The organism is Pseudomonas sp. PF05, from assembly GCF_056521845.1.
In genome coordinates this window covers 540,050-566,599 of record NZ_JBWLPW010000002.1, presented here as the reverse complement: position 1 = coordinate 566,599, position 26,550 = coordinate 540,050, and the positions used below count along the sequence as shown (strand labels likewise).

Here is a 26,550-nt window from a genome sequence, read left to right as displayed (position 1 = left end):
GTCATAGCCATTTGCGCAGGATGGCATCGTAGACGCCATTGCGTCGGATGGTCTCCAGGCCAGCACGGAACTTCGCCACCGTATCGGCGGGCGTGTTGCGGCTGAACGCCATGCTCAAGCCGTCGGCGCTGCTCAGCTCGGGCAGCGCCAGCGAGCGGACCAGCAACTTGTCCGGGTCTTCGCCATTCTGGCGCGTGAGGTACAACGCGTTGAGCTCATTGGAAATCCACAGCTCCACATGATCGACCTTGAGCTTGCGGTAGTTGTGTTCGTACTTGGTGCTCGACTGCAGTTCTTCGCCGATGCGAAAGCCCTTCGAGACCAGGTATTGCTCGCCCACGTCCTGGTTGACGGTGGCGATCTGGTGACCGTGGGCATCGGCCAGCGTGTCGAGTTTCACCGGCCGGTTGGCCAGCGAGTAGAGGTACCACTGCGTCGGGCCGATGCTGCCGACCCACTGGAAAAGCGATTCGCGTGCAGGCGTGCGGACGATCGAATAGATCAACACGTTGCTTTCATTGAGCGCCAGTTCGTAGGCGCGGGCCCACGGCATGGACTGGATAGGCGCGTCCATGCCGACCTCCTTGAGCACGGCCCGGACCACCTCGGTGCTCATGCCGGTCATTTGGCCGTTCTGCGTCATGTTGTAGGGCGGCAGTTCCTCGGTCACGATGCGCAGTTGCGCCTCTGCCGCGCAAGCGCTTGCAGCGAGGAACATCAGGACGCCCCACATCAGCAGGCGATTGAGCGGCAAACCCATCGATCATTACCCTATGCAACTGGCAGAACCCGGAGGTCTGGGAGCTATTATTGATAGGGTTATCGGCTGTGCTGGCGCCTGCTTGAATATCAACCGTTCAACAGCGTCATCGTGTGCGCCTGGTATCGGTCGCCCGCCACTGCACCTTCGCCTGCGAAAATCCCATCCAGTTGCGCCAGGTCGTCAGCGCTCACCACCACCGAAGCCGCTGCCACGTTGCTTTGCAGGTACTTGCGCTGCTTGGTGCCGGGGATCGGGATGACATGGTCACCCTGGGCCAACACCCAACCCAGGGCCAGTTGTGAGGCGCTGATGCCCTTGTCCAAGGCCAATGCCTTGACCCGCTCTACCAGCGCCAGGTTGCGAGTGAAGTTGTCGGCCTGGAAGCGTGGGTTGAAGCGGCGATAGTCATCGGCGGCGAAGTCCTCCGGTGATTTCAGCTCGCCGGTCAAAAAGCCCCGGCCCAAGGGGCTGTAGGCGACGAATGCAATGCCCAGGCGTTGGCAGGTCGCGAGCACGCCATTGTGTTCGGGGTCGCGGGACCACAGCGAGTATTCGCTTTGTACCGCCGCCAGGGGATGCACGGCGTGAGCCCGCTGGATGGTCTCGGCGCTGGCTTCCGAGATCCCGATGTGGCGGACCTTGCCGGCCTTGACCAGCTCGGCCATGGCGCCGATGGTTTCTTCGACGGGTACTTGCGGGTCGATGCGGTGCTGGTAGTAGAGGTCCAGGTAATCGGTGTCGAGGCGCTTGAGGCTGCCATCGACAGATTGCCGGACGTAGTCGGGGCGGCCATTGACGCCGCGGGCGTGGGGATCGCTGCTGCGCACCAGGCCGAACTTGCTCGCCAGGTACAGGCTTTCGCGCTTGCCACGCAGGGCCCGTCCGAGCAGTTCTTCGTTGGTATGCGGGCCGTACATGTCGGCGGTGTCGAACAGCGTCACGCCCAATTCCACGGCGCGGTGCAGCGTGGCAATCGCTTCTCGCTCGTCAACGCCTGTGGTGTAGAAATCCGACATGCCCATGCAGCCCAGGCCGATGGAGGAAACGTGAGGGCCGCGATGGCCGAGTTGGCGAGTCTTCATGCTGATAGCTCCTGGAAATGAACGACCTGTGCAGTCTCTATCAAGCGGTTTCCTGGATAAATCCATGATTATTGGTTTAACTATTCGTGATATCTAAATAGTGAGGCGCAAGATTGGACCGACTACAGGCCATGCAGGTGTTCCGGCGCATCGTTGAACTGGGCGGTTTTGGCAAGGCGGCCGATGACCTTGGGCTGCCGCGGGCCACCGTCAGCTTGCTGATCCAGCAGTTGGAAGCCCATCTGGGCGTGCAACTGTTGCAACGCACCACCCGGCAGGTGCGCGCAACGCTCGATGGCCAAGCGTATTACCAGCGCAGTGGCCAGTTGCTGGACGACCTCGATGACCTGGAAAGTTCGTTGTCGGCGCAACGCAGCCAGCCGCGCGGCACCTTGAAAGTGGACATGCCCATCGCCTTTGGTTGCACCTGGATCGTGCCGCGCCTGGCGGATTTCTATCGCCGCTACCCGGCATTGCAGCTGGACATCGGCTTTCACGACCGCCAGGTCCATCTGCAGCGCGAGGGTGTGGATTGTGCAATCCGCGCCGGCAACGTCGTCGACCAGGCGCTGGTGGCGCGTCCTATCGTGCGCCTGCATCAACTGACGTGCGCCAGCCCTGGTTATCTGGCCCGCGCCGGCACGCCCGGGCGGCTGGAGGATTTGACGGCGCATCGGGCCATCGGGTTTGCGTCCGGCAATGGGCGGTTCTTTCCGTTCGAATTCGAGGTGGCGGGGCGGGTTCGCGAAATGCAACTGCCCAGTGACTTGAACGTCAACAATGCCGACGCCTATGTGACGGCCTGCGAAGCAGGATTCGGCTTGATCCAGGCGCCGCGTTACCACGTGCAACAGCAGTTGGCCGAGGGCCGGCTGGTTCAGGTACTTGAGGATTACAACGTGCCAACGTGGCCGATCTCAGCGGTGTACCCGCCCCATCGACAGCTGTCGCCCAGGGTTCGGGTGTTTATCGACTGGGTGATCGAGCTGTTGCAGGAAGAGGCGGACGCCCAGCGGACGCTGATGGAGAAGGCGTAGGCGCTGCGTAGGAGCTACGCAGGAGCTACGTAGGAGCTGTGTAGGAGCTGTGTAGGAGCTGTCGAGTGCAACGAGGCTGCGATCTTTCCAAAGACACTTGAATCCCAAGCGAAAGATCAAGATCAAGATCAAGATCAAGATCAAGATCAAAAGATCGCAGGCTTCGCCAGCTCCTACAGAGAGCCAGTAGGTGGGTGTTTGCCCAGGATCTCAAGCCTTGACCCAACGCTGGCGACTCCAACCGCTCAACGTATCGACTGCCAAAACCAGCAACAGCATCGCCAGGATCACCGTGCTGCCCTGGGCTTCCTGGAACAGGCTGAGGCTGACGTAGAGCATTTGCCCCAAGCCCCCGGCGCCGACGAAGCCGAGCACGCTGGCCATGCGGATGTTGTTTTCCCAGCGGTACAGGATATAGGCCAATAGCTGGGGCAAGAGGTTGGGCAGCGTGCCGTAGCAGAACGCCAATACCGCATTGCCACCTTGCAGGCGGATGGCGTCAGCCGGTTCGGAGGGGGTGTTTTCCAGGGCTTCGGCGAACAGCCGGCCGAGCACGCCGGTGGTGTGCAGGGCCAAGGCCAGGGTGCCGGCATTGGGGCCGAGCCCGGCGGCGAGGACCATCAGCGCCGCCCACACCAGTTCTGGAACCGCGCGCAAGGCATTGAGCACCAGCCGCGAAGCGCTCTGCAGGGGCCAGCCGAAGCGCCCGGCCGCAGGCAAGGCCAATAGCAGGCCGAAGACGGCCGCGAGCAGGGTGCCAAGGGCCGACATGGCGAGGGTTTCCAGGGCGCCATGGCCGATCGCCTTCAGATGGCCCGGGCTCAGGTCCGGGCTGAGAAAACGCTGCGCATAAGCGCCCATCTGGTGCAGGTTGCCGCTGTCGCCGAGCTCGCCCAGGTCGATGCCCAGGTAGACGAACGAGGCGACGACTGCCGCACCGATGCACAGGGCAATGACCGCGTTGATCAACCGATTCATGCCAGCCTCCAGCGCAGCAGGCGGCTGAGTTGATCGGCGAGCAACACCAGCACCAGGAACGTCAGCAGCAGGCTGGCCACTTCACCGCCGGCGAACATTCGCAGCGACAGGTCCATTTGCTGACCCAGGCCCCCGGCACCGACGAAGCCCATCACCACCGAGGCGCGGATGGCGCATTCCCAGCGATACACCGTGTACGACAACAGTTCCGCCGCGACATTGGGCAGGATCCCATAGCAGAAAGCGGTGAGCCGGCTGCTGCCGGACTGCAAGAGGGCATGGGCCGGACGCTGGTCGACCGACTCGTAGATTTCCGCGTAGACCTTGCCCAGCATGCCGCTGTAGGTAATGGCGATCGCCAGTACGCCAGCCGTGGGCCCGAGCCCGACGGCGCGGACGAAGAGCAAGGCCCAGACGATTTCCGGGACGCTGCGCAGGAAGATCAGCAGGCCGCGCACCGGCCAGCGCAGCAGTTGACCCCAATAGCCCGGGTGCCCGGCACGGGAGGCCGCCGACAACGACAGGGCGCGGCTGGCCAGCAGGCTCGCGGGCACCGCCAACAGCAACGCCAGGGCCATGCCGGCCGTGGCGATCGCCAGCGTCTGCAAGGTGGCTTGCCACAGCAGTTCGACAAATTCGTCGCCATGGGCGGGAGGCCAGAAGGCCGCTACAAACCGGCCCATTTCACTCTGGCTGTCGCTCGCCACCAGCACGCTAAGGTCCAGTTCGCTGAACTGGATGCCCGGCCACAGCAGCACAAGGGCCAGCAGGCTGAGCAGCAGGCGCGGGCGGGTGGCGGGGTCTCGGGTATCGCGTGTCAGCATCGCGGGATCTGCACGCTCAAGGAAGAAGGGGGCGTTGGCGAAGACTGTAGCTGTTCGTTGGCATAGAGGGTATCGAGCAATTGACGGTCTACCGCGTCGGTTGGCAGGTCGAACAGGATCTGTCCATCGCGCAGGCCGATGACCCGGGAAAAGTGTGCCAAGGCCAGTTCCACCGCGTGCAGGCTGGCGACCAGGGTGACGTTGTGCTCCCGGGCATGCTGGCAAAGCACCGAAAGCGTGTGCTGGGCCAATACCGGGTCCATGGCCGAAACCGGTTCATCGGCCAGCAGTACCTCTGGCGCCTGGTACAACACCCTGGCAATGCCGACGCGTTGCAGCTGTCCGCCGGACAGCTGCTGGCATTGCGCGAAGAGTTTGTCGCCCAGGTCCAGCCGGGCCAACGCTGCCCTGGCGCCTGGAATATCCAGTGGATGCAGCAGGTTCAACAGGCTTTTGCCGATGCCCCACTGACCGAGCTTTCCGGCCAGGACAGCCGTGACCACGCGTTGACGTGGCGGCAGCGGCGGCGATTGGTGGATCAGGCCGATGCGCGCGCGCAGGCGCTGACGCTGGCGGGCAGACAGTTGCCAGGCGCGTTCGCCGAGCAACTGCAGCTCGCCGTGAGCCGGGCGCAGGGCAGTGGCCAGCAGGTTGAGCAGGCTCGACTTGCCCGCGCCAGAGGGGCCGATGATAGCGACCTGTTCGCCGGCGCCGATGCGCAGGTCGATGCCCCGCAGCGCCTGGACACCGTTGGCATGGGTAACGCTGACCTGGGTCAGTTGTAGGGTCATTTGAGCAGTTCGGCGGCGCGTGCGGCTTCCTCGATGCCCTTGTAGTTCTCAGGCTTGGTTTCGATGAAGCGACTGGCGGCCTGCAGATCGAGGATTTCCTTGTCCTTCGGGTTGGCCGGGTCGAGTGCCAGGAAGGCCGCCTTTATCTTGGCCGCCAGCGCTGGGTCGAGCGTTCCGCGCACCGTCCAGTTGTAGTCGAAGTAGGCTGGGGTGGTGGCGAAGACCTTGACCTTGGTCGTGTCGACCTTGCCGGCAGCGACCAGTTTTTCCCAGACACTGGCGTTCAGCACGCCGGCGTCCACCTTGCCGGCCTGGACCCAGGCGACGGTGGCGTCATGGGCGCCCGAGTAGCCCACGCGACTGAAGTAGCTTTCCGGCTTGATACCGTCCTTGAGCATGAAGTAGCGCGGCATGAGGCTGCCGGACGTCGACGACACCGAACCGAAGGCAAAGGTCTTGCCCTTGAGGTCGGCGAGGGATTTGACGGCCGGGTCGGCGGTGATGAATTTACTGGTGAACTGGGCGTCCTGTTCACGCTGGACGAGGGGGATGGCGTTGCCGGTTTTCAGGCGTGCCTGCACGAAGGTGAAGCCACCCAGCCAGGCCATGTCGATCCGGTCGGTGGCCAATGCCTCGACCACGGCGGGGTAGTCGCTGACGGGTACGAACTCGACTTTCATGCCGGTTTGCTGTTCCAGGTAGGCACCCAGCGGCTTGAACTTGCGCAGCAGTTCGGTCGGGGCCTCATCGGGAATCGCACTGACTTTCAAGGTGTCGGCGGCCTGGCTCAGCAAGCTGGAAAAAGACAGGGTAACGCCGACGGCCAATGCCAGGGAACGCTTGAGCATGGAGGATCTCCGGTACAGGAAGGCAAGGAAGGGTGAAGCATCACGCCCACACGGAGGGCGGTACGCCGCTCTGTGAGGGTAGACGAAGGAGAGCGATATTAACCGTTTCTGGCCTTGAACTCACCCAAACCCCTTGTGGGGGACGAGCCTGCCCGCGAGAACGGTTTCCAGGGCAATGCCCAGGGCGTGTCATCCAGGTGTCATCGAAGCCATGGCAGGATCTTCGCAAACCATCGTGGTAAGTCCGGCAGCGCCTGTGCCTGCTGGCTGATGAATCAAGGAACACCGCTATGAAAGGCGACGCCCCCCTGTTCGCGGCCATTGACCTGGGCTCCAACGCCTTCCGCTTGATGATCGGCCAGTCGGTCAAGCGCAATCGACGCCTGGTGATCCAGGAAGTGAAAACCCTGCGTGAGCCTGTTCGATTGGCCGAAGGCCTGCAGGCCGGGGCATTGGACGAACTGGCGCTGGATCGGGGCTGGCAGGCCCTCGCCCGATTCGGTAAAAAGCTGCGTGGCTTTGAAGCTGCAAGGGTGCGGGCGGTGGCGACCAGCGCCGTACGCGAAGCGGCGAATGCCCAGTTGTTCCTGGCCAGTGCCGAACGGCACCTGGGGTTCCGGATCGACGTGCTGTCCGGGCATGAAGAGGCCCGGCTGGTGTATGCCGGCGTGGCCCATACGGTGCCCGGTGTCGAGCAGACGCGATTGGTGGTGGACATTGGTGGCGGCTCGACCGAGCTGATTCTGGGGCAGGGCGCTCAACCGCTGCTGACGCAAAGCATTGCCATCGGCAGCGGTACCTTTGGCGCGCGTTACTTTCCGGGTGGATGCATCACTGCCCAGGCCTTGCTGGAGGCTGAGCGCGTGGCTGTCTTGCAGTTTGAAAAAGTGGCGGTGGGTTATCGCGCCCAGGGCTGGCAGCAGGCTATCGGTTCTTCCGGTACTGCACGGATGCTGGCCAAAGTGCTCAAGGCCAACGGCCTCAACGACTTGGGTAAAGGCGGTATTACCTATAGTGGATTGTTGCGTTTGTCGCTGCGGTTGCTGGAAGTCGGCCATGTCGGCCAGCTCAGATTGGCCGGCTTGCAAAGCCATCGCCTGGGCATCCTGCCCGGTGGCCTGTCGATCATGCTGGCGGCATTCAAGGTCTTCGGTGTCTCGCACATGATTGCTTCCGAGCCGGGCCTGAGGTTCGGCGTTCTGCATGGCCTGATGCATCAGCACTGATCACGGACCGTTGTTGCCCATCGTCATTCATCAGCGACGGCTCAATGTCGAGCATCAGCGCCTCTTCGGTGACCCCTTCTTGACCCGATCATCTGGCATTTCATCGCCTGGGCAGCAGGCACGTCCGGTTATCGCAAAGCGTGGGGCCGGATGAGGGTGATTGCGTGAACGGGGCTTTTCGCTCTTTCGATATGCAGTCAGTGAAGGCACAATGCGCATCCTTTTTTGGCTCGCCTTGCCCGGAGGCCTCGAAAATGATCAAAACGCCGTACTACCTCATCGACAAACAAAAGCTGCTGGCGAACATGCAGAAGATCGCCTATGTGCGTGAGCAGTCCGGGGCCAAGGCCTTGCTGGCGCTCAAGTGCTTCGCCACCTGGTCGGTGTTCGACCTGATGCAGCAGTACATGGACGGCACCACATCGTCGTCGCTCTATGAGCTCAAGCTCGGCCGGCAGAAGTTCGCTGGCGAAACCCACGCCTACAGCGTCGCCTGGGCCGACGATGAGATCGAGGAGATGCTCGCCAACTGCGACAAGATCATCTTCAACTCCATCGGCCAGTTACAGCGCTACACCGAAGCGTCGGCCGGCAAGGTCCGCGGCCTGCGGGTCAACCCGCAAGTGAGCAGCTCCGATTACCTGCTGGCCGACCCGGCGCGGCCGTTCAGCCGCCTGGGCGAATGGGATCCGGTGAAAATCGAGCAAGTCATCGAGCATATCTCCGGCTTCATGTTCCACAACAACTGCGAGAACGGCGATTTCGGTTTGTTCGACCAGATGCTGGGCACTATCGAAGAGCGCTTTGGTCACTTGTTGCATAAGGTCGAGTGGGTCAGCCTCGGTGGCGGCATTCACTTCACCGGCGAGGGCTATGCCCTGGACGCCTTCTGCGCACGGCTCAAGGCCTTCTCGCAAAAATACGGCGTGCAGGTCTACCTGGAGCCGGGCGAGGCCGCGATCACCCAGAGCGCGTCGCTGGAAGTCACCGTGCTCGACACGCTCTACAACGGCAAGCACCTGGCCGTGGTGGACAGCTCCATCGAGGCGCACATGCTCGATCTGCTGATCTATCGACTGGACGCCAAGCTGGCACCAAGCGAGGGCGAACACACCTACATGGTGTGCGGCAAATCCTGCCTGGCCGGAGACATTTTCGGCGAGTACCAATTCGATCGTCCGCTGTCCATCGGCGATCGGCTGTCGTTCATCGACGCAGCAGGCTACACCATGGTCAAGAAAAACTGGTTCAACGGCCTGAAAATGCCGTCCATCGTAGTGAAGCAGCTCGACGGCAGTGTCGAGGTGGTTCGCGAGTTTGTTTACGACGACTATCTGTCCAGCCTGTCTTGAGCTGGCGGAAGGAGAAATGAAGAAATTGAAGAAGAACGTACTTATCATTGGTGCAGGAGGTGTCGCCAAGGTGGTGGCCCACAAGTGCGCGCAGCACAACGACGAACTCGGTCGTATTGCTATCGCGTCGCGCAACATCTCCAAATGCCAGGCCATCATCGACAGCGTCAAGGCCAAGGGTAGCCTCAAGCAACCCGCCGACATCAAGGCCTTTGCACTGAACGCTCTGGATGTCGAAGCGACCAAGTCGCTGATTCGCGAAACCGAGTCGCAGATCGTCATCAACGTCGGCTCTGCCTTTCTCAACATGTCGGTGCTGCGTGCCTGCATCGATACCGACGTGGCCTACCTGGACACCGCCATCCACGAAGAACCGGGCAAGGTCTGCGAGACGCCGCCCTGGTACGGCAACTACGAGTGGAACCACCTCCAGGAGTGCCAGGACAAGAACATCACCGCCATTCTCGGCGTGGGCTTCGACCCGGGTGTGGTCAATGCCTATGCGGCACTGGCGCAGCAACAGCATTTCGACCGCATTGATTCGATCGACATTCTCGACGTCAATGCCGGCTCCCATGGCAAATATTTCGCCACCAATTTCGACCCGGAAATCAATTTCCGCGAATTCACCGGACAGGTGTGGAGCTGGCAGGACAGCCAGTGGACCAGCAACACCATGTTCGAGGTCAAGCGCACCGACGACCTGCCGGTCGTAGGCTCGCAGAACCTGTACCTGACCGGCCACGACGAAGTGCACTCGCTGTCCAAGAACCTCGACGTGCCCAACGTGCGTTTCTGGATGAGCTTCGGCGAGCACTACATCAACGTGTTCACCGTACTGAGGAACCTCGGCCTGCTCTCCGAGCAACCGGTCAAGACCGCCGAGGGCCTGGAAGTCGTGCCGCTGAAAGTGGTCAAGGCCGTGCTGCCTGACCCAAGTTCGCTGGCGCCGGGCTATACCGGCAAGACCTGCATCGGCGACCTGGTCAAGGGCGTCAAGGATGGCCAGCCGCGCGAGATGTTCATCTACAACGTGGCCGACCACGAGGACGCCTACGCCGAAACCGACAGCCAGGGCATTTCCTATACCGCAGGCGTGCCACCGGTGGCCGCAGCCTTGCTGGTGGCCCGTGGCGAGTGGGACGTGCAGCGCATGGTCAACGTCGAGGAGCTGCCTGCCGAGGCGTTCCTCGAGGCGTTGGATGTGATGGGCTTGCCGACGCGCATCAAGGACGAGCATGGAGACCGTCCCTGGAACCAAAGCGCCTGAAGGACGCCAGGCAGGTTCCGTTCCGACTCCCCGATAGGAACTGCAGAGTCCATCTGAATTCTGCAGGCGATTGAACCAGGCGTGAATACCTGGCAATCAGTGAGAGTCTTGAAGAAATGCTCCGTATCGAAAGGTACGGAGCATTTTTCGTTTATGCCCGCGTCAAATGAATAACCTTGTGGCGAGGGGATTCATCCCCGCTGGGCTGCGCAGCAGACTCAACACAAGACCGCTCAAGCAGAAACCCTCGCCATGAACGATCACTCGACCTTACGATTGCGCTTCGAGCCCCAGGAGAAACAATCAGTGAAACCATTCAGGATTCGCGAGCTGGGGAATACCGACGCCGAAGCGCTGCTGGCCTTCGAAATCCAAAACCGTGAATGGTTCGAGTCGCAGATCGACTGTACGTTTTAAATCCGTCCAAGCGACTTTCGATAAAGCCAAAGCCTTAGGTTATCCCCACGTTTCCTTCAGTACCGAGCGAAACAGTTCCGACAGTAACGGCTCTACTTCCTTACGCTCGCTACGGGTCGGCTTGATGTCCTCGAGTCTATTCAGTTCCCGCTCAATGAATTTCTGAATCGGCATGATCTGCGGCGAAAGCCCCATTTCTGGTGAGGCGCGCTTGATTGCAAGCAAGTCATCGATGGCAAGGTGCAACTCGGGCTCGCCGTCGATGACTTCGCGCAGTTGGTCAAACTCGATGGGGGCGGGTTTATCAAAGCGCTCCAGCCACCGTACCGATAGCAATGGTCGCAGTACGTAGAAGTATTTTTTCAGCGGTACTTCAGCGGCCTGCAAGTACCCCCGGTAATTGGTTTTTGCCATGCTGCGATAATGGTAGATACCGCTTTCAACCGAGTACACCTGCGGTAGTAACGCTTTGGCACGTTCGTGGAAGGAGCCGGAACGTTCGTAGACGATGGTGGACTGCACCCACTCGACAAACCCCGGATTTGACTTCCAGAAAAGCCTCAAGGCCTTGCGCAGATCCCAGCCATTGATGTCCATGTCATCGATGATAGGGTACTCGATGACGTCGCGCTGTTCTTCAAGGCCAACCGAAAGATACCACTCAGGTTTGTTGACATAGATGAAGCGCGCGTCGTAGTCGCTATTGGGGGATGCGAATCCCCAGGCGCGACTGCCCGACTCTACGGCGAGCAGGATCTTCACCTCATGTTCATTCTCAGCACGGCGGAGACGATCTTGAACTTCTTCCCGAACAGCTACGGAAACCATAAGCTCACTCTAATCAGATGAATTTTGCGTGCACTAACACCATTTGTGACGGTGTGATTCTAAAGCAGGGGGTCGTTCCATGACCAATTGGCGCACGACAAGGTACATCGACAGTAGGGCCACCAAGGCCGCGGCCACCTGTACCATCAACGTCCATGTTTCGTAATTAGACATGTTTTCTCTCTTGCTTCTTAAGTATCTCAAGTGTTCTTGAGTCGACACGCACCCCACCACCCAGCACCTGGGCGTACACGGAATGCTCGCCCGCGGCCGCTGCAAAAAGCGTCATGCAGGACGCGAACTTCATGGCATCGATGGACCCGAGGAGTTTCTCCAAAGCGACTCCAGAGTCCAGTACCGCACGAGTCGCACGCTCGAGTCGCGGTCCCAGAAGCGGGTGCTGCCAATAGTCACGCGCCTCGTCAAGGCCGCGCAGGCCATAGTAGGTGGCGTTCTCACTGACACCCAGGCCGCGTAATTGGGGAAAGATGAACCACATCCAGTGGCCTTCCTTGCGGCCACGCCGCAGTTCAAGCAAGGCGTGCTCATAGGTAGACGCTTGCGCCTGGATAAAACGCTCCAGTGATTCGGTCATGGGAGCCTCCGATAGGGTTCCAAGGCTGAAGAATGAACCAGACAAGAGCAAAGCCTATAGCACACTTGCGCTATAGCGCCGCTTGGCACTCGTCCCTAACCTATGAGCGTTATCGGTTTTTTGATCGATCGCAACGAGCACATCGGGACAAGGATCTGTTTTTTGAAAAGTACACCTGCCAGAAAGTCCAACGTCAATTCGGCTTGGCGCAAACGCCTGGCAACGGCGTTCACCGCCTCGACCCTTGCCGTCAGTGGCTGGGGTTCTTTTATCGCCGATGCGTCGGCCTCGACCGCCAGTGCAACGTCTTCTGCAGCTTGCACCAACGAAGCGGACTTTCAGGCCGGGACAGTGGTGGAGTACGAAAGCCGCGACAACCTGTCGTCGGCCATCAGTCGCGGCAAAACCGAGACGTTGGGGCGTGAGGCATTTGCCGACGCCAATCCGGTGGCTTCGGCGCACACATCGTTCTTGAATAATGCGCCGTTCTTTCTGACGACAACCTTCGCCGAGATCAAGGATGGTCGGCTGATTCGTTACGGTGATCGCCATGGCGCCGGAGCGTCGTTGGTGACCACTATCTACCAGCCTCCCGCTTCCACACCGATTGATCTGCAACCTGGGCAGACCGTCACCGTCAGCTACAAAAACAAAGCGGTGAGCGCTGGGGCAACGGTCGAGTTCGATGTCGTCGAGAAGCTGACTTATAACGGTCGTGAAACGATCAAGACGGCCCTCGGTACGTTTGATACCTGCAAGTTCACCAATGAAATTTCCACGGGCTCGGCTTCGGCCACACAGCCGAAAAACGTCGTCGTTGTCCAGAACTGGTTTCCCGCGGACGGCCCCTACCGTGGTCAGCCGATCCGATCTGTCACACCGCCGGCCAATGGCGTTGCGCAGAGAATCAGTGAAGTCGTCAAGATGCAGTATGAGGCGCGGTGAACGACGCGTTTCGGGCCAAAAGATTTGTCGGATCATCGTGGCAGACGAACACCCGCTGTTCCGAGAAGGGATGACGCTGTTACTGGAACGCCTGATACCTGAGGCAATGATCGAACAAGCAGGACGCCACGTACTTTGCGTTAGCCGGGATGAAAAATCGACGCCTGGCCAAGCCAGGCGCCGATCCGGCTGGCGCTTACAGCCAGTACCGCAGGCCGAGCATCAAGGACTGGGCGTTGTATTCGGTTTCCACGTCGGCCTGGGGCAGGCCCTGGATTTTGCCGAAGTTCGCTTCGCCGGTCTTGAAGTAGCGGTAATCCAGGGACATGGACCAATGCTCGCTCAGCTCGTAAGCGACGCCGGCACCGAGTTGCCAGGCCGAGACGGTGTCGCGATGGGTGCCGCCGAACTCGACGCCACCCGCTTCCAGGCCCTTGATGGTCAGCACCGCGTAGCCCAGGCCACCGCCCACATAAGGCGTGAAACGGCTCAAGGGGGCAGGCAGGTTCGGGATGTCATACCAGAGGTTGGCCATCAGGCTGCTGGCTTGCTCTTCGCCTTTGCCCTCGATGCTGCTTCCGCCCTCGTAGATCCGGTTATTGAACTGGTCCAGGGTGTTGCGGCGGTAGCTCAGTTCCACTTCGGGCCGTAGCCCGACCGGAAACCGCCAGCCCAATGCCAGCCCGGTGGCGTAGCCCGAGTGCAGCGGTTGATTGAATTCCATCTGGACGAAATCGTCGTTGTTCTGGGTCAGGTCCTGCTTAGCGACCCAGTTCACGCCGCCCATGCCACTGACATAGGGGCCGAGGTTGTCGGCGAAACTCGATGCTGGGGCAATAGCCCCCAGGCCAACGATTGTCATGAGCAGATATTGGGTGTTTTTCTGTAGATTCATGCTGGATCCGAAATGTGCTGTTATCGATAAGTAAGCGAAGCGAGTCCGGGAAGACGCGTTCAACACGCGTGCTTGCGGGAGGTATTCACACGAGGTGCAAAGGTGTCGCGGTTTTCGCGTGCCCCGGGACGCCGATGGCCCGTTGTTCAGCCAGCGTGCACAGGTTGTCCAGTGCGGTAGTCATGGCTGCGGTCAATGCTTTGCGCAGCAGCCCGCGATACAGGAAACTCAACGGCCCGGAAATTTTCGCGCTATGGATGACATGGGTTTCATCGGCAGAAAGCCTGCGCATCTGATGGTCGAACTCGAGGTCGATCCACAGCAGCCGTGCGCTGTTGCGATAGCTTTCGTGCAGGCTCACGGCTTCCAGTTTCAGTGGCATGTTCAAGCCATTCTTGAGCACACATTTGCCGCGTGTCCCCGCCTGGAAAGGGCCGTCGAGTTGACACTGGCGAACGTCGGTATCCCATAGCGGCGCTTCTGCAAAATTGCTCCAGATCTTCCAGATTTCAGAAGGGGGCGATTTGACTATGACTTGCACTTTGACATCGTTCACGGCGACACCTTGGTTGTGGGGGGCACGGTCATGCTGGAGGGCAGATCCATTCAATGCTCAGGCCGCCGGTGCGGATTGACTCAGCACCTGGGCGGTAATGCTCGCTTGACCGATTTTTTCGCCCCGGTTGAACAGGTCGATATAGATGCGGTTGGTCTTGAATGCCTGGAGCGCCGCATCAAAGCCGGCTTGCGGCGCCAATGACAGCGGGCTGTTCCTGGGGATGGGGCGATCCAGGGTGAAGCTCAAGGCCAACAGATTCATCGGGGTATTGAGTGGAATCCGCAGATGGCTGTGGGCGATCTGCATGTAGCACTGGCGAGCGACTTCGAGGAAATACACCATCGAATAGTGCTTGGGATCACCGGCCTGGAAGAAGTGTTCCGGCGGCAGTTTCACGGTGTCCACGCTCAGGCCCTGGGCGACGCCGCTCATGTCACTGACGATGACGTTCTCCTCCCTGGCCTTGTGCAACAGCGCCTTGTTACGGCAGGGCGTGGCGTTGAATTCGCCGGCTGGCGATGTCTCGAACGCCGAGCTGTAGGCCATCCCGAGGACGCAGGTACACATCACTTTCCCGGCCTGCATGACCTTCGCATTGAACACCTGGGGATCCTGGCCTTGCTCGACATGCAGATCGATCACGCCTTGCTTCTGCACGTAGTGCTGGAACTTGATCGTCAGGCTCTTGATGTAGGCGACCCGTCCGCTCAGGGGGGGCATTGCCAGTTCAATCAATTGCAGCACGCCCTCGAGCAGCAGAATGCCCGGGACGTGATCCAGGGGATGATCGAAGAAGTACGGGTGCGCTTCATCCACCACGAGCTGGGCGTGCAACGACTGTGGGCCGCGCTGGACGTTGGCGATCACGACATGCTCTGCCCGGCGCTGCCAGTGCGTCGGGCGCTGGGTGGCGTTGCCATGGTGCAGGGCGAACAGGCTTTCGATGGCGCGAACCCGCACCCGCAGCCCGGACAGCAGGGTGCTGGTGAGCATGTCGCTGAGTTGCTGCACGTCGACGCCATCGTTCTGCGGTTCACGGGCCAGGCTGACAGGCCGGGCAGGCGTGATGACCTGCTGCAGTTCGTGGGATGACGAATGGGCAAAGCGCAACATGAAGGGATGCTTGATGGGCGGGCTGGCCTCGGCTGCTGACGGGCGCCATTGGCGAAACTTCTCGGTGAACAGCCACATCACCGTCTTGCCTGCGTCGCGCACCTCGATCACGGTGTGGGTCGCGCCCTTCAACATCACCGCCAACAGGGTCTCTATGCCACTGGCTTCAGCCAGGAAACCGGTCATCTCCTGCAATGATCCGCTGGCCGGCGTCGCAGCAGGCTGCAACTCGCAGACATCAACGTTCGGATAGTCGCTCGGCGCTTTGCCCAGTCGTCGGCACGCCTCTTCCAACGAGTCGGCGGCGTGGGCGAGGACCGCCGCGCGAATCACCAGCAAGGGTTTGTCAGCGGCATCCGGTTGGTAACGACGCAGCGCGATCAGCCCCAGTCCTTCACCTTGTGTGATCGTGCTGCATCGGGCGCGCTCGACTTCGATTTCACCGCTGACAAAACGTCCTGCGCCAAGCAGCAGCGTGGTGATGCCGTCGTTGAACCACTGCGGCGAGGCCAGCAAGGTTTGCCAGAACAGGCCAGCCGTGCCGACCAGGGTCTGATGGAAACCCTTGAAGTCAAAAATCTGCGCCGGATAGCCGGACAACATGTTCGGCAGCATGGTTGCCACGTCCGTCACCTCGACGCCCGGTGCCGTACCTTGCGCCCGGGAGTAAAAGTTGTGGGCGCTGCTATAGGCATTGCTGAAACGCTCGCCACCCATGTTGCAGCACATGACCATCGCGGTGCCGGGCGAACCGGCCACGCCTGGCAAACGTTGCAGCAAGTGATTGACGCGATCGGTGATCAACAGCTTGAACGGGTCGACATGAGCCAATGGCTTGGGCCCCATGCCGAAACCATCGATATCGATGACGTGGTCTTGTGCGAGGAATTTCCCCAGCAACGGTTGACCGGGCGCCGGGGTGTAATCAACGAAGCGCCCATAAGGGAACATGACCGAAGGTGCCGCGGGTTGATCGAGTTGCTGCTGGAATGACTGCAAGGAACGGTGGCTGCCCAGCGCTGCTTCAGCCTCGACAATGGCAAGGTCCAGCATCACCACGCCGCTGGCGCTCGCCGGGGTGGCCGGGGGCGTGGCAGGGTGGTTGTCGGGAATGTATTCATCCACCACCAAGTGCGCGTTGGCACCGCCGAAACCAAAACTGGAGATGCCAATCCGGATTGCGCAAGGATGATCCTCCAGGGCACGTACCTGCTGGGTGGCGAGTCGCAGGCAGGTTTCGTCGACCTTGGTACTGGGGCGGTAACCGGGCTGCGGGGGGATGCCTTTATGGCGCAGTATCATCAAGGCCTTGGCGAGCGAAGCACCGCCGGCAGCGGCCAGGGGATGGCCGATGACCGATTTGATCGAACCGATGGTGATTGGCTTGCCGTCCGGGCGATGGGGGGCGAAGAAGCTGTTCAGCGAGGCCAGCTCCGTTGCGTCCCCCAGCGGTGTACCGGTGCCGTGGGTCTCGATGTAATCCACATCGCGTGGGTCAAGGCCGCGATAGGCACGTTGGTAGGCCGAGTACTGGGCCTGTTTGCCAGGTGCAAACACCGAGCCTTCGGCGCCGTCGGCGGACATGCCCAAGGCGCGCAGCACGCCCAGGGGACGCCGCTGCGCCGTCAGGGCCTGGGCGAGCGGTTCGACCAGAAAGGCCACGGCACATTCGCCTGGCACGATGCCGTCGGCGTCCTGGCCGAACGCTTCCATGCGGGCGCGGGCGGAAAAAGCCGTCAACTGCGAGAACCCCAGGAACAGCGCCGGTGGCAGCACGGTGTTGAGGGCCATGACGATCGCGTTGTCCGCCTGGCCACTGTTGACCAGCGCCTGGGCCATATCCAGGGCATAGGGGAACGAACTGCATGCGGTGTCAACCGATAACGCCGGCCCACCCAAGGCAAAGGCCGCCGCCAGTTCCGCCACTTGTTCACCCGGTGTAAAGCCCGCCGGTGCGTCGGTTCTTCCAGAGACGCCGGTGACGAAATAGCTCTCGTCACTCCAGGACGTCGCGACCACCAGCGCGGTGCGCTCCCTGCTCAGCGCCGAGCCTTGTCCGGCCAGTTGGGTGAGCAGCGTCTGGAGCACTTTCTTGCCGATGGCGACCTGTCGCCCTTCGTGTCGTGACGGAGTCGAGTCGTCATCGGTCAGGCAAAAAGCGCTGTCCAGGTACGTGCGGTCCTTCTCGCCGGCCTTGGTTGAATAGATCGACGCCTTGTCCAATTCCCAGCGTGTCGGCATTGATTCGATCGGTGCGATCTGCCCTTGCGAGAGCAACTGCCAGAGCGCATCCGTGGACGGCGCTCCTGGAAACTCGCCCGCCATTGCGCTGAAGCAAAAATCGCCCTTTGTTGTGACTGCGCCACTCATACCTGTCTCCCTGATCGCCAAAATGCGGGGTGACCTGTTCGGTCACCCGGATTCCATTCCTGTTGCTGCTGGGCTCAGCTCAGCCTGGCCAGCAGCGACAAGGCGTCCTGGGGTGTGCGACGGGACATCAGCGCTTCACCGGCAAACTCGCTGGCAGAGCACTGTTGCGCCATGGATTGGCAAAGCGTTTCCCGGGCAAAGCCGTTGAGGCCCAGTTGGGCGAACGGCGTCTGGATGTCGATCGACTGCGCGGTGTCCGGGATCAACGGAGACAGGGCGTTGAGCAGCAGGTTTTCTTCCTGCTCTTGAATGTCCGTCGTGGCCGGTGAGGGCTCGTCGCCAGACGCTGCCTGCGGTTTTGGATCGGCCAGGGCAGCTTGGATGAGGGCAATGGTTGCCTGCGGGAACTTGGTATTGGCCAGCTCGGTGCCGTGGGTCTTGAGCTGTGGCCACAGGGCGACTGCCGACTCCAGGAAGTCCAACTGCACCAGCGAATCCAGGCCCAGGCTTTCATAGCTTTGTGTCGGGTCGATCTGCTCAACCGTAAAGCCGGTGATGGTCGCCAATTGCTCGAGTACCCACGCTTGGACATCCACCGCCGGCGCCTGCGGATCGGCTTCGAGGCGCGCCAGCAAGGCGGTTGGGGTAGGGGCATCGAAGAGCTGCGAGGTCAGGTCTTTCTTTTCCGGGAAGTGCTGGGCCAGGGATTCGAAAATATCCACCAGCCCCAGCGAGTCGATCCCCAGGCTCTCGAAGCTCTGATCGAAGTCGATCTGTTGCGCCTGGAAACCGGTGACGGTGCTGATTTCGGCGCGCAACCATTGCCCGTAGCTGAGCGCAGCAGTCTGTTCAACAGCTTCGGCGACAGGCGTAGGGGCCGGTATTGTCGGATTCGAGTGAGCGGGCTCCAAGGCAGGAGCACTCTCGTTGACAGGGGCTTCGATCCCATTGGCATAAATGCCTTCAAGGACTTGTTGATGAGCATTGAAGTAATGCGCAGTGACCGTTTCGGACTGTTCCAGAAGCCGCAGTAATATCGATTCTTTGGCGATATTGGATTCGCACAGTGAATCAATGATCTTTTCGGAAAGAGAGAAATAGCTATGGGCTATTCTTCCGTTGGACACGATGAATTCCTGTACAACATCGTTCAGTTGCAAACGCATAAGATTCTCCTAACCAAGTCGGTCGATATTTCTGTAAGTAAGAAAGATCAAAAATCATGGCCCAGGGCAGGGCCTTGTTTATATCAATTCATCAAACTGGCAGTAGCCATGGAGCGACTTAAAGTTGGAGTTCCACTGCGTCGGTCTCGCAAGTTATTGTTTTTCTGACGCCCTTGAGCAATCCGGACCTTACATTCAGATACGTCATCAACGTTATTGCATCGGCGCCGAGGAAAGCGATATAGCCGTCAGGGCGAATCAGCATCAACGTGCCTTCCTTGGCGTGATAGCGCTTGTGCAGTCGCCAATCGGGGTCCAGCAACGTCGAGTGCCAAGCCGGCAGGCCGGCGCTGCTCAGGGCGTCGATCACGCAATAGGCCTTGATGCCCGGGTAGTCCTTTTCCACCGACTTGGCCAGCGCGTAGTAGCCTGGCAGCAACGGGGAAAACTGATCGGCCGCGCTGAAAATCAGCAGCGTGAATGTTCCGTGGAACACGTCGATCAAGCGTTTGGTTGGCATCCCTTGCAGTTGCCACAACTCGACATCGGGCGCCAGTTGCCCGGCGCGGGGCGGTGCGGTCTGGAACTCGGGTTTTTTCCCTTTCTTGTTCCAGTTCTTGCGCTGCTTCGTCGTCAGCGATTCTTGAATGAAGTCGCTCTTGTCGTAGTGATATTGATGGCCGGAAATCATCGACGGCAGTTTGCGCTGGACCTTTTTGCGGTTGCTCAACAGCGGCAGGACATTGTCGCGCAACCATACCAGGGCCCGTCGCCGGACCGTAATCAGCCCCGTCAGCCGGTGTGCGGTGTTCTCGACTTCCAGGGCAACCGGGTAGCGCTCTTCGTTGTAGCTGTCGAGCAAGGACGGATTCGCCAGGCCCTGATCGACATAGGCCATTTTCCAGGCCAGGTTATAGGCCTCGGAAACCCCCAGGTTCATCCACTGCCCACCGATGGGGCTGCCGATATGCGCCGAGTCCCCGAGCAGAAACACGGAGCCTTGTTGCATCGATTGCACGCGGCGATGCTGGAAAGAGGCGATGGTGGTCGATGAAATGTTGGACAGCGTCATCTTTTGCCCGCGCCCTTCGCACAAGCGCTGGAAGTTCTCCAGGCTCAAGGACGGGCGTTCGCCTTCTGGCGGCAGGTTGTAGGGCATTTCGATGAACAGGCGATAACGCGATTGAGCGCTGATCGGAGCAACGGCCACATAACCGTCCTGCGCACCGAGGAAGAATGCGCCCTCATCCTTGCTTCCGGACCATTCGATATCGGCATCGGCGAGCATGAAGAAGCGGTCGTAGGACGAGCCTTCGAAGGTCATGTCCAGGCGTTTTCTGATGTTGCTGCGAGCACCGTCGCACGCGGCCACCCAACGACTGGTGAAGTGTTCGTCGGTGCCGTCGGCATGCTTGAGCGTCATGCGCACCGAACCTGGCTGGTTTTCGATGTCCACCAGTTCGGTATTCCACTCCACCTCGGCACCCAGTTCCTTGAGCCGCTCCAGGAGAATTTTCTCTGTTTGCGGCTGTGGCAGGCTCAGGAGCAGCGGATAGGTCGCATCCAGGTAGGAGAAGTTGTAGTTCAGCACCCGCTTGGCATTGGACTGCACCGAAAACTGGTTGATCGTGAAGCCGTCGCTGATCGCTTGCTCGGCAACGCCCAGGTCCCGAAAGATTTCCAGGGTCCGGGAATGGATGGCCATCGCCTTGGTCGCCGTCGAGGGGCCGGCGTTTCTTTCAATGATGCGAAACGACACGCCCCATTTTTTCAACAGGATTGCCAGGGACAGGCCAACAGGACCGGCGCCGACGATCATGACGCTCGGGGCGCTGCCAGGTCGCTTGAAATGCTTGGGGGCCAACGTGCTCAGAGTGTTCATCGATCAGTACCAGTTTCTGTAGAAGGGAGAGTTGGCAATGCCGAGCAGGGCATCGTCGCCTGATGAATCGCCGTAGGCATAAATGTAAAAATCATCAAGGTTGCTCAAGCAGCCTTTGAGCCGCGTGACTTTCTCTCGCTCTACACAGTTGGTGCCGGATATCCCGCCGGTCAGCTTGTTTTTTGCCGTTGCCAGGCGGGTGCCGCACACATAGTCAAAACCCGCGGCCTGGCCCCAGGGGATCAGGTAGTTTTCCGGCGAATTGCTCACCAGCGCGGTGACGTGCCCCATCGATTGATGCCATTGCAGCCGTCGCAACGCCTCGGGCCTGAGCCAGAGCGGCAGCAGCTCGCTGATGAAATACTTGGCATGTTCGCGCTCTTGCTCCACTGACAGGCCGCCCAGGTAACAGGCGATGAAGGCCAGGCGCGCTTGCATCAGCGGGGTGATGCCGACGATCACGCTGAGCATCTTGGGCAGCAGGGGAATGATCCGCAGCCAGAACGAACGGGTGCCCACGATAAAGCGCATGTAGCGCCAGAACGTGTGCCGGTCGGTCAATGTGCCGTCGAAGTCGAAAACGGCCAGTACCGGTTGTGTGCTGTTAGCGTGCATGTGCCTCTTCCTTGAGGGAAGTAATCTCGATGGTCTTGGGCAGCTTGAAGCCCGACAGGTAGCGCGAAAGCAGGGTGGACAGCGCGTTCTGGGTCAGCTCGCCGGTCCCTTCGACGCACAGGTGCAGCACGTTGACTTCCTTGTGGTCCGGGACGATATAGGCCTTGGCGCGCACCACGTCAGGGTGCTTGAGGGCGATGGATTCGATTTCCACCAAGTCGACCATCTGCGCCTTGATCTTCGAGATTCGCAGGCGTTGGCAATAGAAAAACACATGCCCATCGTCGTCCTGCCAGACCAGGTCACCGCTGTGGAACCAGCCATCGCGGAAGAACCGCGCATTGGTGTCTTCGGCATCGTTGTAGCCGTCGATCACCATCGAGCCGCGTATCAGCAGTTCGCCGATACGCCCAGGTGCCACGTCCAGGCCCTGGGCGTCGACGATTCGTAGTTGTACACCGCTGATCGGTTGGCCCATGGCGCCACGATGGACGGTGCCAATCGAGCTCTGGACGATCACGGGCATGCTTTCGGTCAATCCATAGCCTTGCAGCACCGGATTGCACCCCAGCAGCTTCCCCAGCTTCTCGGCTTCGTCGGCCGGCAGGTGGCTGCCGCCCGAGTAAATCATCAACTGCGGGTGCAACGGCAGGAGCGCGCCCTTGCGCTTGGCCAGGCGCGTATTGAAGTAACGAATGACGTCGGGCACCAGGCAGGCAAAGCTGACCTGATGCTCGGACAAGACTTCAGCGAGGTCTCGGTTGAGCAGGGTGTTGGTCATCAGCAGGGTGGCGCCGATGCTCAAGGGAAACACCATCATCACGGACAGGCCGAAGATGGCATAAAGCGGCAGCGTCACCAGATGAACCGATCCGACGCCTTGCAGATGAAAGTGCTCATGCAGCCCATCGCTCGATTGCGTCAGGTCCAGATAACGGTGAGAAACCGCCAGGGGCCTGCCGATGCCGCGATAGGTGAACTGCACCGAGGCGATCGGATTGCCCTCGGGCAACAACAAGGGTTCGATCTGGCAAGGCAGTTGAGAGAGGGCCGTTGCGTTGGCGGGCAGGGGCGACGACGGTTCGCTCGCACCGTCCAGCACCAGGGAGTGCCTGACGCCGTTGCCTGGCTGGAATACCTCGCTGTGTTGTGCCCAGAGCGTTTCGCTGGTGACCACGAGCGTCGGCCTGGCGAGGCTGACGACACTGTCCATTTCGAAGGAGGTCAACTTGTAGTTGAGGATGACCGGAATGGCACCGCGCCCGATGATCGCCAGGTAATAAGCGATGAACGCCACTCCATTGGGCAGCACCAGCGCCACTTTGTCGCCAGGCAATACACCAAGTGCCGTAAGGGCGCCATTGCATTGTTCAGCCTTGATGCGCAACTCGTGGTAAGTAACAGTATCTTCTTCCGTGTCCAGATGCCGAATAGCAACTTGTTCGGGGAAAGATTCCGAAAAACCGACAAAGCGATGCAGAAAACCTTCTTTATATGAAAGGCTTTTCATTTACCAACCTCTCTCAATCCTTGGATATATGGCTAGTCAAAAAAAGTACTACAGAGGCAGGCTATATATGAAATGTTTCAATTAAGCATCTGTGTAGTTATTATTCCGATACCAATCCAGGGTATCGGTCAGTGTTTCAGCAACTGGGCGGAACTTGCACTCCAACTCCCTTGAACTTTTGTTATGGCTGAAATGTGTGCGGCCTTGTTCTTGCTCCATGAGCTTGACCGTGGACGTACTGATGAGCACCGGCGTTTTGGTAATCCGGTAATAACCTTCATAGATCAGCGCGATGATTCGCAGCATGAACAGGGGCACTTTTCGCTCTGGGGCTTTTATGCCACTGACGCTGGACAGCGCCTGGAAAATGCTCTTCATGTCCATGTGATTGCCGGCGGCCAGGTAGCGCTCTCCGGACCTGCCGCGGCTGATGGCCGCGATTTGATGCTCGGCCACATCCCGGGCATCGACAACGGAAAAGCTTCCGGGGAGTACGCCGGGCAATTTTTGTCCGACAAAGTCGAGCAGGAATTGTCCTGACGAAGTAGGGCCGATATCACCGGGGCCGAACATCCACCCTGGCAAGACCATGGCGATAAACATGTCCGGGTGCTGCGCCAGGAACTGCTGGACCTTCTGTTCGGACAATATTTTGCTCAAGTAATAATCGTCAGCCTCCAATTCACTGCGAGACATGGTTTCATCGATCACTTGATCCCGATTGCCCTTCAACACGGCAATGGAAGAGGTATGGACTGCACGACGAATGCCGGCGTCATAAGCAGCCTGCAACAAGCGCTCGGTGCCGGTCACATTGGTGTCATACAGCTTTTGCCAATGTTTCCCGCCTTTGTAACTGTCGCGGAAATAAGCCGCCGTATGAAACAGGGCATCGCACCCTTGCAGGGCATGGGCAAAGGCCTCGACATTAAGCATGTCGCCTTCGACCAATTCCACGGGCAGGCTGCCGAACTGTTTCCTGGCTTTCTCTACGGAGCGAACCAGCGCTTTGACTTTGATGTTTCGTTTTAATAGCGCACGAACGACATTATTTCCGAGCAGGCCAGTAGCGCCTGTAACGAAGGCATATTCCATTAAAATCCCGCTCCTGTGAGGTGACCTGACATTGCATCGAGAACGGTGTCACTGACTCGGTGCGCTGATCAGGCGTTGGGCTCCACCAACGGCGCAAGTAAAAACCATTCGGTATCTGAAAATCAAGTGGTATTTCGTCGGATTGTCGAACGGAAGCCTCTGTGCCGGGCTTCATACGCGATTTTTCACGTTCCAGCGCGTGGTGAAGGCGCAGGAAAATAGCCGGCTTGAGCCGCTCAAAGGGACGATAGGGGCTCATCAAATGGGGCGAAACGACGATCTTGATTCACCCATATCCCAGCGCAAAACTGTAGCGGGTAGCCCATCTAGCGAGCCCTTCCGGCTGTTCCAACTACATGGCACATACATGGCACTTTTTGAAAGTTAAAATGTAAATGATTGGATATGGCGCGTATAAGATATGATGGCGAGAACGGGTTCCGTACAGCGAGTAGTCAATTCGTTGCATCCAGTTACACATAGCTATCTTGTTTGGCCAAAGGAGCCGAGGGCGTGATTAAAAAGAGACTAGGTCGAGAAGAGAGCCAGCAAGTAACAAGAGATAAATTATTCGACACAGCCACCGAGCTGATGATCCGAAAAGGCTTTCATGCCGCCAGCGTCAACGTTATCGCCGAGGAGGCGGGCTTTTCCAAAGGCGCCTTTTTTTCAAATTTTTCAAGTAAATCGGACTTGCTGCTGCAGTTGACTCAACGCTTCAAGCGAGTTGAGATCGACCGACTGAGTACGACCCTGGCATCGGGCTATTCGGCGGAGCAGTTGAGCCACGGCTTGAATGCCTATATCGACACGCTGAAGAACAATACCCGCTGTGCGATCCTCGATGCCGAGTTGCAATTGATCGCCCTGCGCGATGAAGAATTCTCGCAGCATTACTACGACTTGCATGAGGAAAACAGCGAGGCCTTGGGCAAGTTGATTACCATCATATTCAATCATGCCGGCAAGAAGCCGCCCCTGGCCTGCGCCGCACTTGCCAAAACCTTCACCGCCCTGGCGGAAGGCCTGATATTGCAAGGGCATAAAGACCCGGCTGTTGAAATCAAGCTGGTGTTGAACTCGCTCATCCAGACTGCAGAGCCCCTGTAGTCCTCCGCTATCCTTGCTGATAGGCCAGCGACGGGTGTCCAGCATCTGGTTCGCGAATACCGCTGCCTGGATCGACCGTCCCGTGAATCGATATTGACCGTACAACCGTCATCGCGAGCAAGCTCGCTCCCACATTTTTGGGGGCGGCTGCAAGATTTTCGTCCATCGCCAATCCCGTGAAGGATAAGCGCGTTTTTTTTTGCCTTCGGCCTTTAGCGTTCGTTCAGAGTTGCACCCGACGAAGCCTGCCCTTCAAAGGGACTACGTTGTTCTCGGACGTAGGCAATGGCCGCCCAACCAGGCCCATGCCCTCGCTGACCAGTACTGCGTCCGGTAACAGGCACAGGTTGGAAGGGGTATCCAGGTCGCGGGCGAGTACGGTGACCTGGGCTGTTTGCAAGTCGCAGCTCAGCAGTCGCCCACTGAACCGGGTAAAGCCGCCATGCAGGGGTTCGCCGTTCCAGTCAGGGGGCAGGGGTTGTTGCAGGCGCTCGCAGAGCTCCAGCACCAGCAAGTTCCCGTTGGGACGCAGTGCCAGCCCGGTGGGCAGTTGCAGGCCGCGAATCAGGATCTCGATCCTGGCGCTGGCGGGCCAGACCCGGATCACCTGGCCTGCCTTCTCGGCAAAGTCGATGCCCTTGCGGCTCGGGTCGTCGTGCAGTTCGCCCGAGAACAGGCTGATCAGCACGGCGTCTGTCGCCGGTTCGTACACCAGGGTCACGGGAACGGCCTCCTGGCCTTGATCCAGTTCGGGCAGTTGGGCCAGCACGCGTTCTTGCTGGCCTGTGACGAACTCCACCAGCTGATTGGTATCGGGCTTGACGGCCAGCCAACTGCGGCGGGTCGGGTGGTAGCACAGCGCATTCAGGTTGCCACGGCTATGAAAGACCGGTTCGGGTGGTGTGAATTGCAGGTCCAGCAGTTTGGAACCCGCGACATAATCGGTCTGGCTGACCAGGCAGCGTCCGTCACCGCAGGCGATGTCCGACACCCCCATGATTTCATCGCGCAGCATGCGCGCCTGCATGTTCATGGCGCGAAACCCTTGCGCCAGGGTTTCGCGGGGCAGGTAGGCGCCGGGCTGGTGCGGATCCGGTCGCAGTCGACTGATACGGCCGCTGAAGGGGTGGTCGGGCAACCCCGAGCCCGCTTCGGTCAGCAGCAGGCTGCCATCGGCTTGCAGGCAAAGGCCGCGAGGGTTCAGCAGGTCCTCGGCGACAAAGGTGCTGGGGCGCAGGTTTTCCCCGGGGTGTGCGGGGATCTGAAGGGGAACGGGCAT

The 26,550-nt window shown here is 59.7% G+C and carries 23 protein-coding genes and 2 pseudogenes; 8 read left to right on the top strand and 17 right to left on the bottom strand.

Translation table 11 applies throughout. The features are described from left to right. Position 1: 1 nt before the first annotated feature. Together AC09SL_RS07600 and AC09SL_RS07595 are read right to left on the bottom strand one after the other, a co-directional pair. A complete protein-coding gene (locus AC09SL_RS07600; protein ID WP_058545437.1) occupies positions 2 to 760 on the bottom strand; it encodes a substrate-binding periplasmic protein in 759 nt (252 codons plus the stop codon). 89 nt (positions 761 to 849) lie between these two features. Continuing rightward, positions 850 to 1,845 carry an aldo/keto reductase gene (locus AC09SL_RS07595; protein WP_058545436.1) on the bottom strand — a complete coding sequence of 332 codons (996 nt, stop codon included), beginning with the start codon at positions 1,843 to 1,845 and terminating at the stop codon, positions 850 to 852. 113 nt (positions 1,846 to 1,958) lie between these two features. Between AC09SL_RS07595 and AC09SL_RS07590 the strand changes: the two genes are divergently transcribed. Continuing rightward, the gene (locus AC09SL_RS07590) at positions 1,959 to 2,882 is read left to right on the top strand and encodes a LysR family transcriptional regulator (RefSeq protein ID WP_058545435.1); all 924 of its coding nucleotides are present in this window, start codon (positions 1,959 to 1,961) and stop codon (positions 2,880 to 2,882) included. Positions 2,883 to 3,092: 210 nt separating this feature from the next. On the opposite strand, the gene phnE (AC09SL_RS07585) is transcribed toward AC09SL_RS07590, so the two are convergent. Genes phnE (AC09SL_RS07585) through AC09SL_RS07570 form a run of 4 tightly spaced genes read right to left on the bottom strand, consistent with a single transcriptional unit; the run spans position 3,093 to position 6,323 of the window. After that, positions 3,093 to 3,860: a phosphonate ABC transporter, permease protein PhnE gene (phnE, locus tag AC09SL_RS07585; protein ID WP_058545434.1), complete on the bottom strand. Its 768-nt coding sequence runs from the start codon at positions 3,858 to 3,860 to the stop codon at positions 3,093 to 3,095. Continuing rightward, positions 3,857 to 4,684: a phosphonate ABC transporter, permease protein PhnE gene (phnE, locus tag AC09SL_RS07580; RefSeq protein WP_058545433.1), complete on the bottom strand. Its 828-nt coding sequence runs from the start codon at positions 4,682 to 4,684 to the stop codon at positions 3,857 to 3,859. The genes phnE (AC09SL_RS07585) and phnE (AC09SL_RS07580) overlap by 4 nt, the downstream gene beginning before the upstream one ends. Continuing rightward, entirely contained in the window at positions 4,678 to 5,475 is a 798-nt protein-coding gene (locus tag AC09SL_RS07575) for a phosphonate ABC transporter ATP-binding protein (RefSeq protein WP_058545432.1), read from the bottom strand. Before AC09SL_RS07575 ends, phnE (AC09SL_RS07580) begins: the two co-directional genes overlap by 7 nt. Then, positions 5,472 to 6,323, bottom strand: coding sequence for a putative selenate ABC transporter substrate-binding protein (locus tag AC09SL_RS07570; protein ID WP_058545431.1), 852 nt, complete (start codon positions 6,321 to 6,323; stop codon positions 5,472 to 5,474). The genes AC09SL_RS07575 and AC09SL_RS07570 overlap by 4 nt, the downstream gene beginning before the upstream one ends. Before the next feature lie 290 nt (positions 6,324 to 6,613). Between AC09SL_RS07570 and AC09SL_RS07565 the strand changes: the two genes are divergently transcribed. The 4 genes and pseudogenes from AC09SL_RS07565 to AC09SL_RS07550 all read left to right on the top strand — a co-directional run. Continuing rightward, positions 6,614 to 7,549 carry a Ppx/GppA phosphatase family protein gene (locus AC09SL_RS07565; RefSeq protein WP_058545430.1) on the top strand — a complete coding sequence of 312 codons (936 nt, stop codon included), beginning with the start codon at positions 6,614 to 6,616 and terminating at the stop codon, positions 7,547 to 7,549. Between the two features lie 254 nt (positions 7,550 to 7,803). After that, entirely contained in the window at positions 7,804 to 8,901 is a 1,098-nt protein-coding gene (locus tag AC09SL_RS07560; RefSeq protein ID WP_058545429.1) for a carboxynorspermidine decarboxylase, read from the top strand. 25 nt (positions 8,902 to 8,926) lie between these two features. After that, complete coding sequence (locus AC09SL_RS07555; protein ID WP_058545448.1) at positions 8,927 to 10,171, top strand: saccharopine dehydrogenase family protein; 1,245 nt, start codon at positions 8,927 to 8,929, stop codon at positions 10,169 to 10,171. Positions 10,172 to 10,477: 306 nt separating this feature from the next. Next, positions 10,478 to 10,576, top strand: a pseudogene (locus AC09SL_RS07550) (GNAT family N-acetyltransferase); the annotation flags it as partial. Between the two features lie 51 nt (positions 10,577 to 10,627). Here AC09SL_RS07550 and AC09SL_RS07545 read toward each other — a convergent pair. After that, the gene (locus AC09SL_RS07545; protein WP_058545428.1) at positions 10,628 to 11,416 is read right to left on the bottom strand and encodes a nucleotidyltransferase domain-containing protein; all 789 of its coding nucleotides are present in this window, start codon (positions 11,414 to 11,416) and stop codon (positions 10,628 to 10,630) included. 166 nt (positions 11,417 to 11,582) lie between these two features. Then, a complete protein-coding gene (locus AC09SL_RS07540; protein ID WP_058545427.1) occupies positions 11,583 to 12,011 on the bottom strand; it encodes a DUF1810 domain-containing protein in 429 nt (142 codons plus the stop codon). Positions 12,012 to 12,113: 102 nt separating this feature from the next. On the opposite strand from AC09SL_RS07540, the gene AC09SL_RS07535 reads away from it, so the two are divergent. Then, on the top strand, positions 12,114 to 12,956 hold the full coding sequence (locus AC09SL_RS07535; protein WP_058545426.1) for a hypothetical protein: 843 nt from the start codon (positions 12,114 to 12,116) through the stop codon (positions 12,954 to 12,956). Further along, positions 12,943 to 13,080, top strand: a pseudogene (locus AC09SL_RS07530) (DNA-binding response regulator); the annotation flags it as partial. The gene AC09SL_RS07535 and the pseudogene AC09SL_RS07530, both read left to right, overlap by 14 nt. A gap of 72 nt (positions 13,081 to 13,152) precedes the next feature. Here AC09SL_RS07530 and AC09SL_RS07525 read toward each other — a convergent pair. From AC09SL_RS07525 to AC09SL_RS07490, 8 genes are all read right to left on the bottom strand, one after another. After that, positions 13,153 to 13,851, bottom strand: coding sequence for an outer membrane protein (locus tag AC09SL_RS07525; protein WP_058545425.1), 699 nt, complete (start codon positions 13,849 to 13,851; stop codon positions 13,153 to 13,155). Between the two features lie 85 nt (positions 13,852 to 13,936). Next, positions 13,937 to 14,407 (bottom strand): SRPBCC family protein, encoded by a 471-nt coding sequence (locus AC09SL_RS07520; RefSeq protein WP_058545424.1) that lies wholly within the window; start codon positions 14,405 to 14,407, stop codon positions 13,937 to 13,939. A 57-nt stretch (positions 14,408 to 14,464) separates the two neighbouring features. Next, positions 14,465 to 17,893 carry a polyketide synthase family protein gene (locus AC09SL_RS07515; protein WP_058545423.1) on the bottom strand — a complete coding sequence of 1,143 codons (3,429 nt, stop codon included), beginning with the start codon at positions 17,891 to 17,893 and terminating at the stop codon, positions 14,465 to 14,467. Between the two features lie 74 nt (positions 17,894 to 17,967). Continuing rightward, on the bottom strand, positions 17,968 to 19,059 hold the full coding sequence (locus AC09SL_RS07510; protein ID WP_058545422.1) for an acyl carrier protein: 1,092 nt from the start codon (positions 19,057 to 19,059) through the stop codon (positions 17,968 to 17,970). Between the two features lie 118 nt (positions 19,060 to 19,177). Further along, entirely contained in the window at positions 19,178 to 20,941 is a 1,764-nt protein-coding gene (locus AC09SL_RS07505) for an FAD-dependent monooxygenase (protein WP_058545421.1), read from the bottom strand. A 3-nt stretch (positions 20,942 to 20,944) separates the two neighbouring features. Continuing rightward, entirely contained in the window at positions 20,945 to 21,556 is a 612-nt protein-coding gene (locus tag AC09SL_RS07500) for an HAD-IB family hydrolase (RefSeq protein ID WP_003201018.1), read from the bottom strand. After that, entirely contained in the window at positions 21,546 to 23,066 is a 1,521-nt protein-coding gene (locus tag AC09SL_RS07495) for a class I adenylate-forming enzyme family protein (RefSeq protein ID WP_058545420.1), read from the bottom strand. The genes AC09SL_RS07500 and AC09SL_RS07495 overlap by 11 nt, the downstream gene beginning before the upstream one ends. Positions 23,067 to 23,147: 81 nt before the next feature. Next, complete coding sequence (locus AC09SL_RS07490) at positions 23,148 to 24,161, bottom strand: SDR family oxidoreductase (RefSeq protein WP_058545419.1); 1,014 nt, start codon at positions 24,159 to 24,161, stop codon at positions 23,148 to 23,150. 513 nt (positions 24,162 to 24,674) lie between these two features. Here AC09SL_RS07490 and AC09SL_RS07485 point away from each other — a divergent pair. Further along, the gene (locus tag AC09SL_RS07485) at positions 24,675 to 25,271 is read left to right on the top strand and encodes a TetR/AcrR family transcriptional regulator (protein ID WP_058545418.1); all 597 of its coding nucleotides are present in this window, start codon (positions 24,675 to 24,677) and stop codon (positions 25,269 to 25,271) included. Between the two features lie 223 nt (positions 25,272 to 25,494). On the opposite strand, the gene AC09SL_RS07480 is transcribed toward AC09SL_RS07485, so the two are convergent. Beyond that, on the bottom strand, positions 25,495 to 26,550 hold the full coding sequence (locus AC09SL_RS07480; protein WP_058545417.1) for a hypothetical protein: 1,056 nt from the start codon (positions 26,548 to 26,550) through the stop codon (positions 25,495 to 25,497).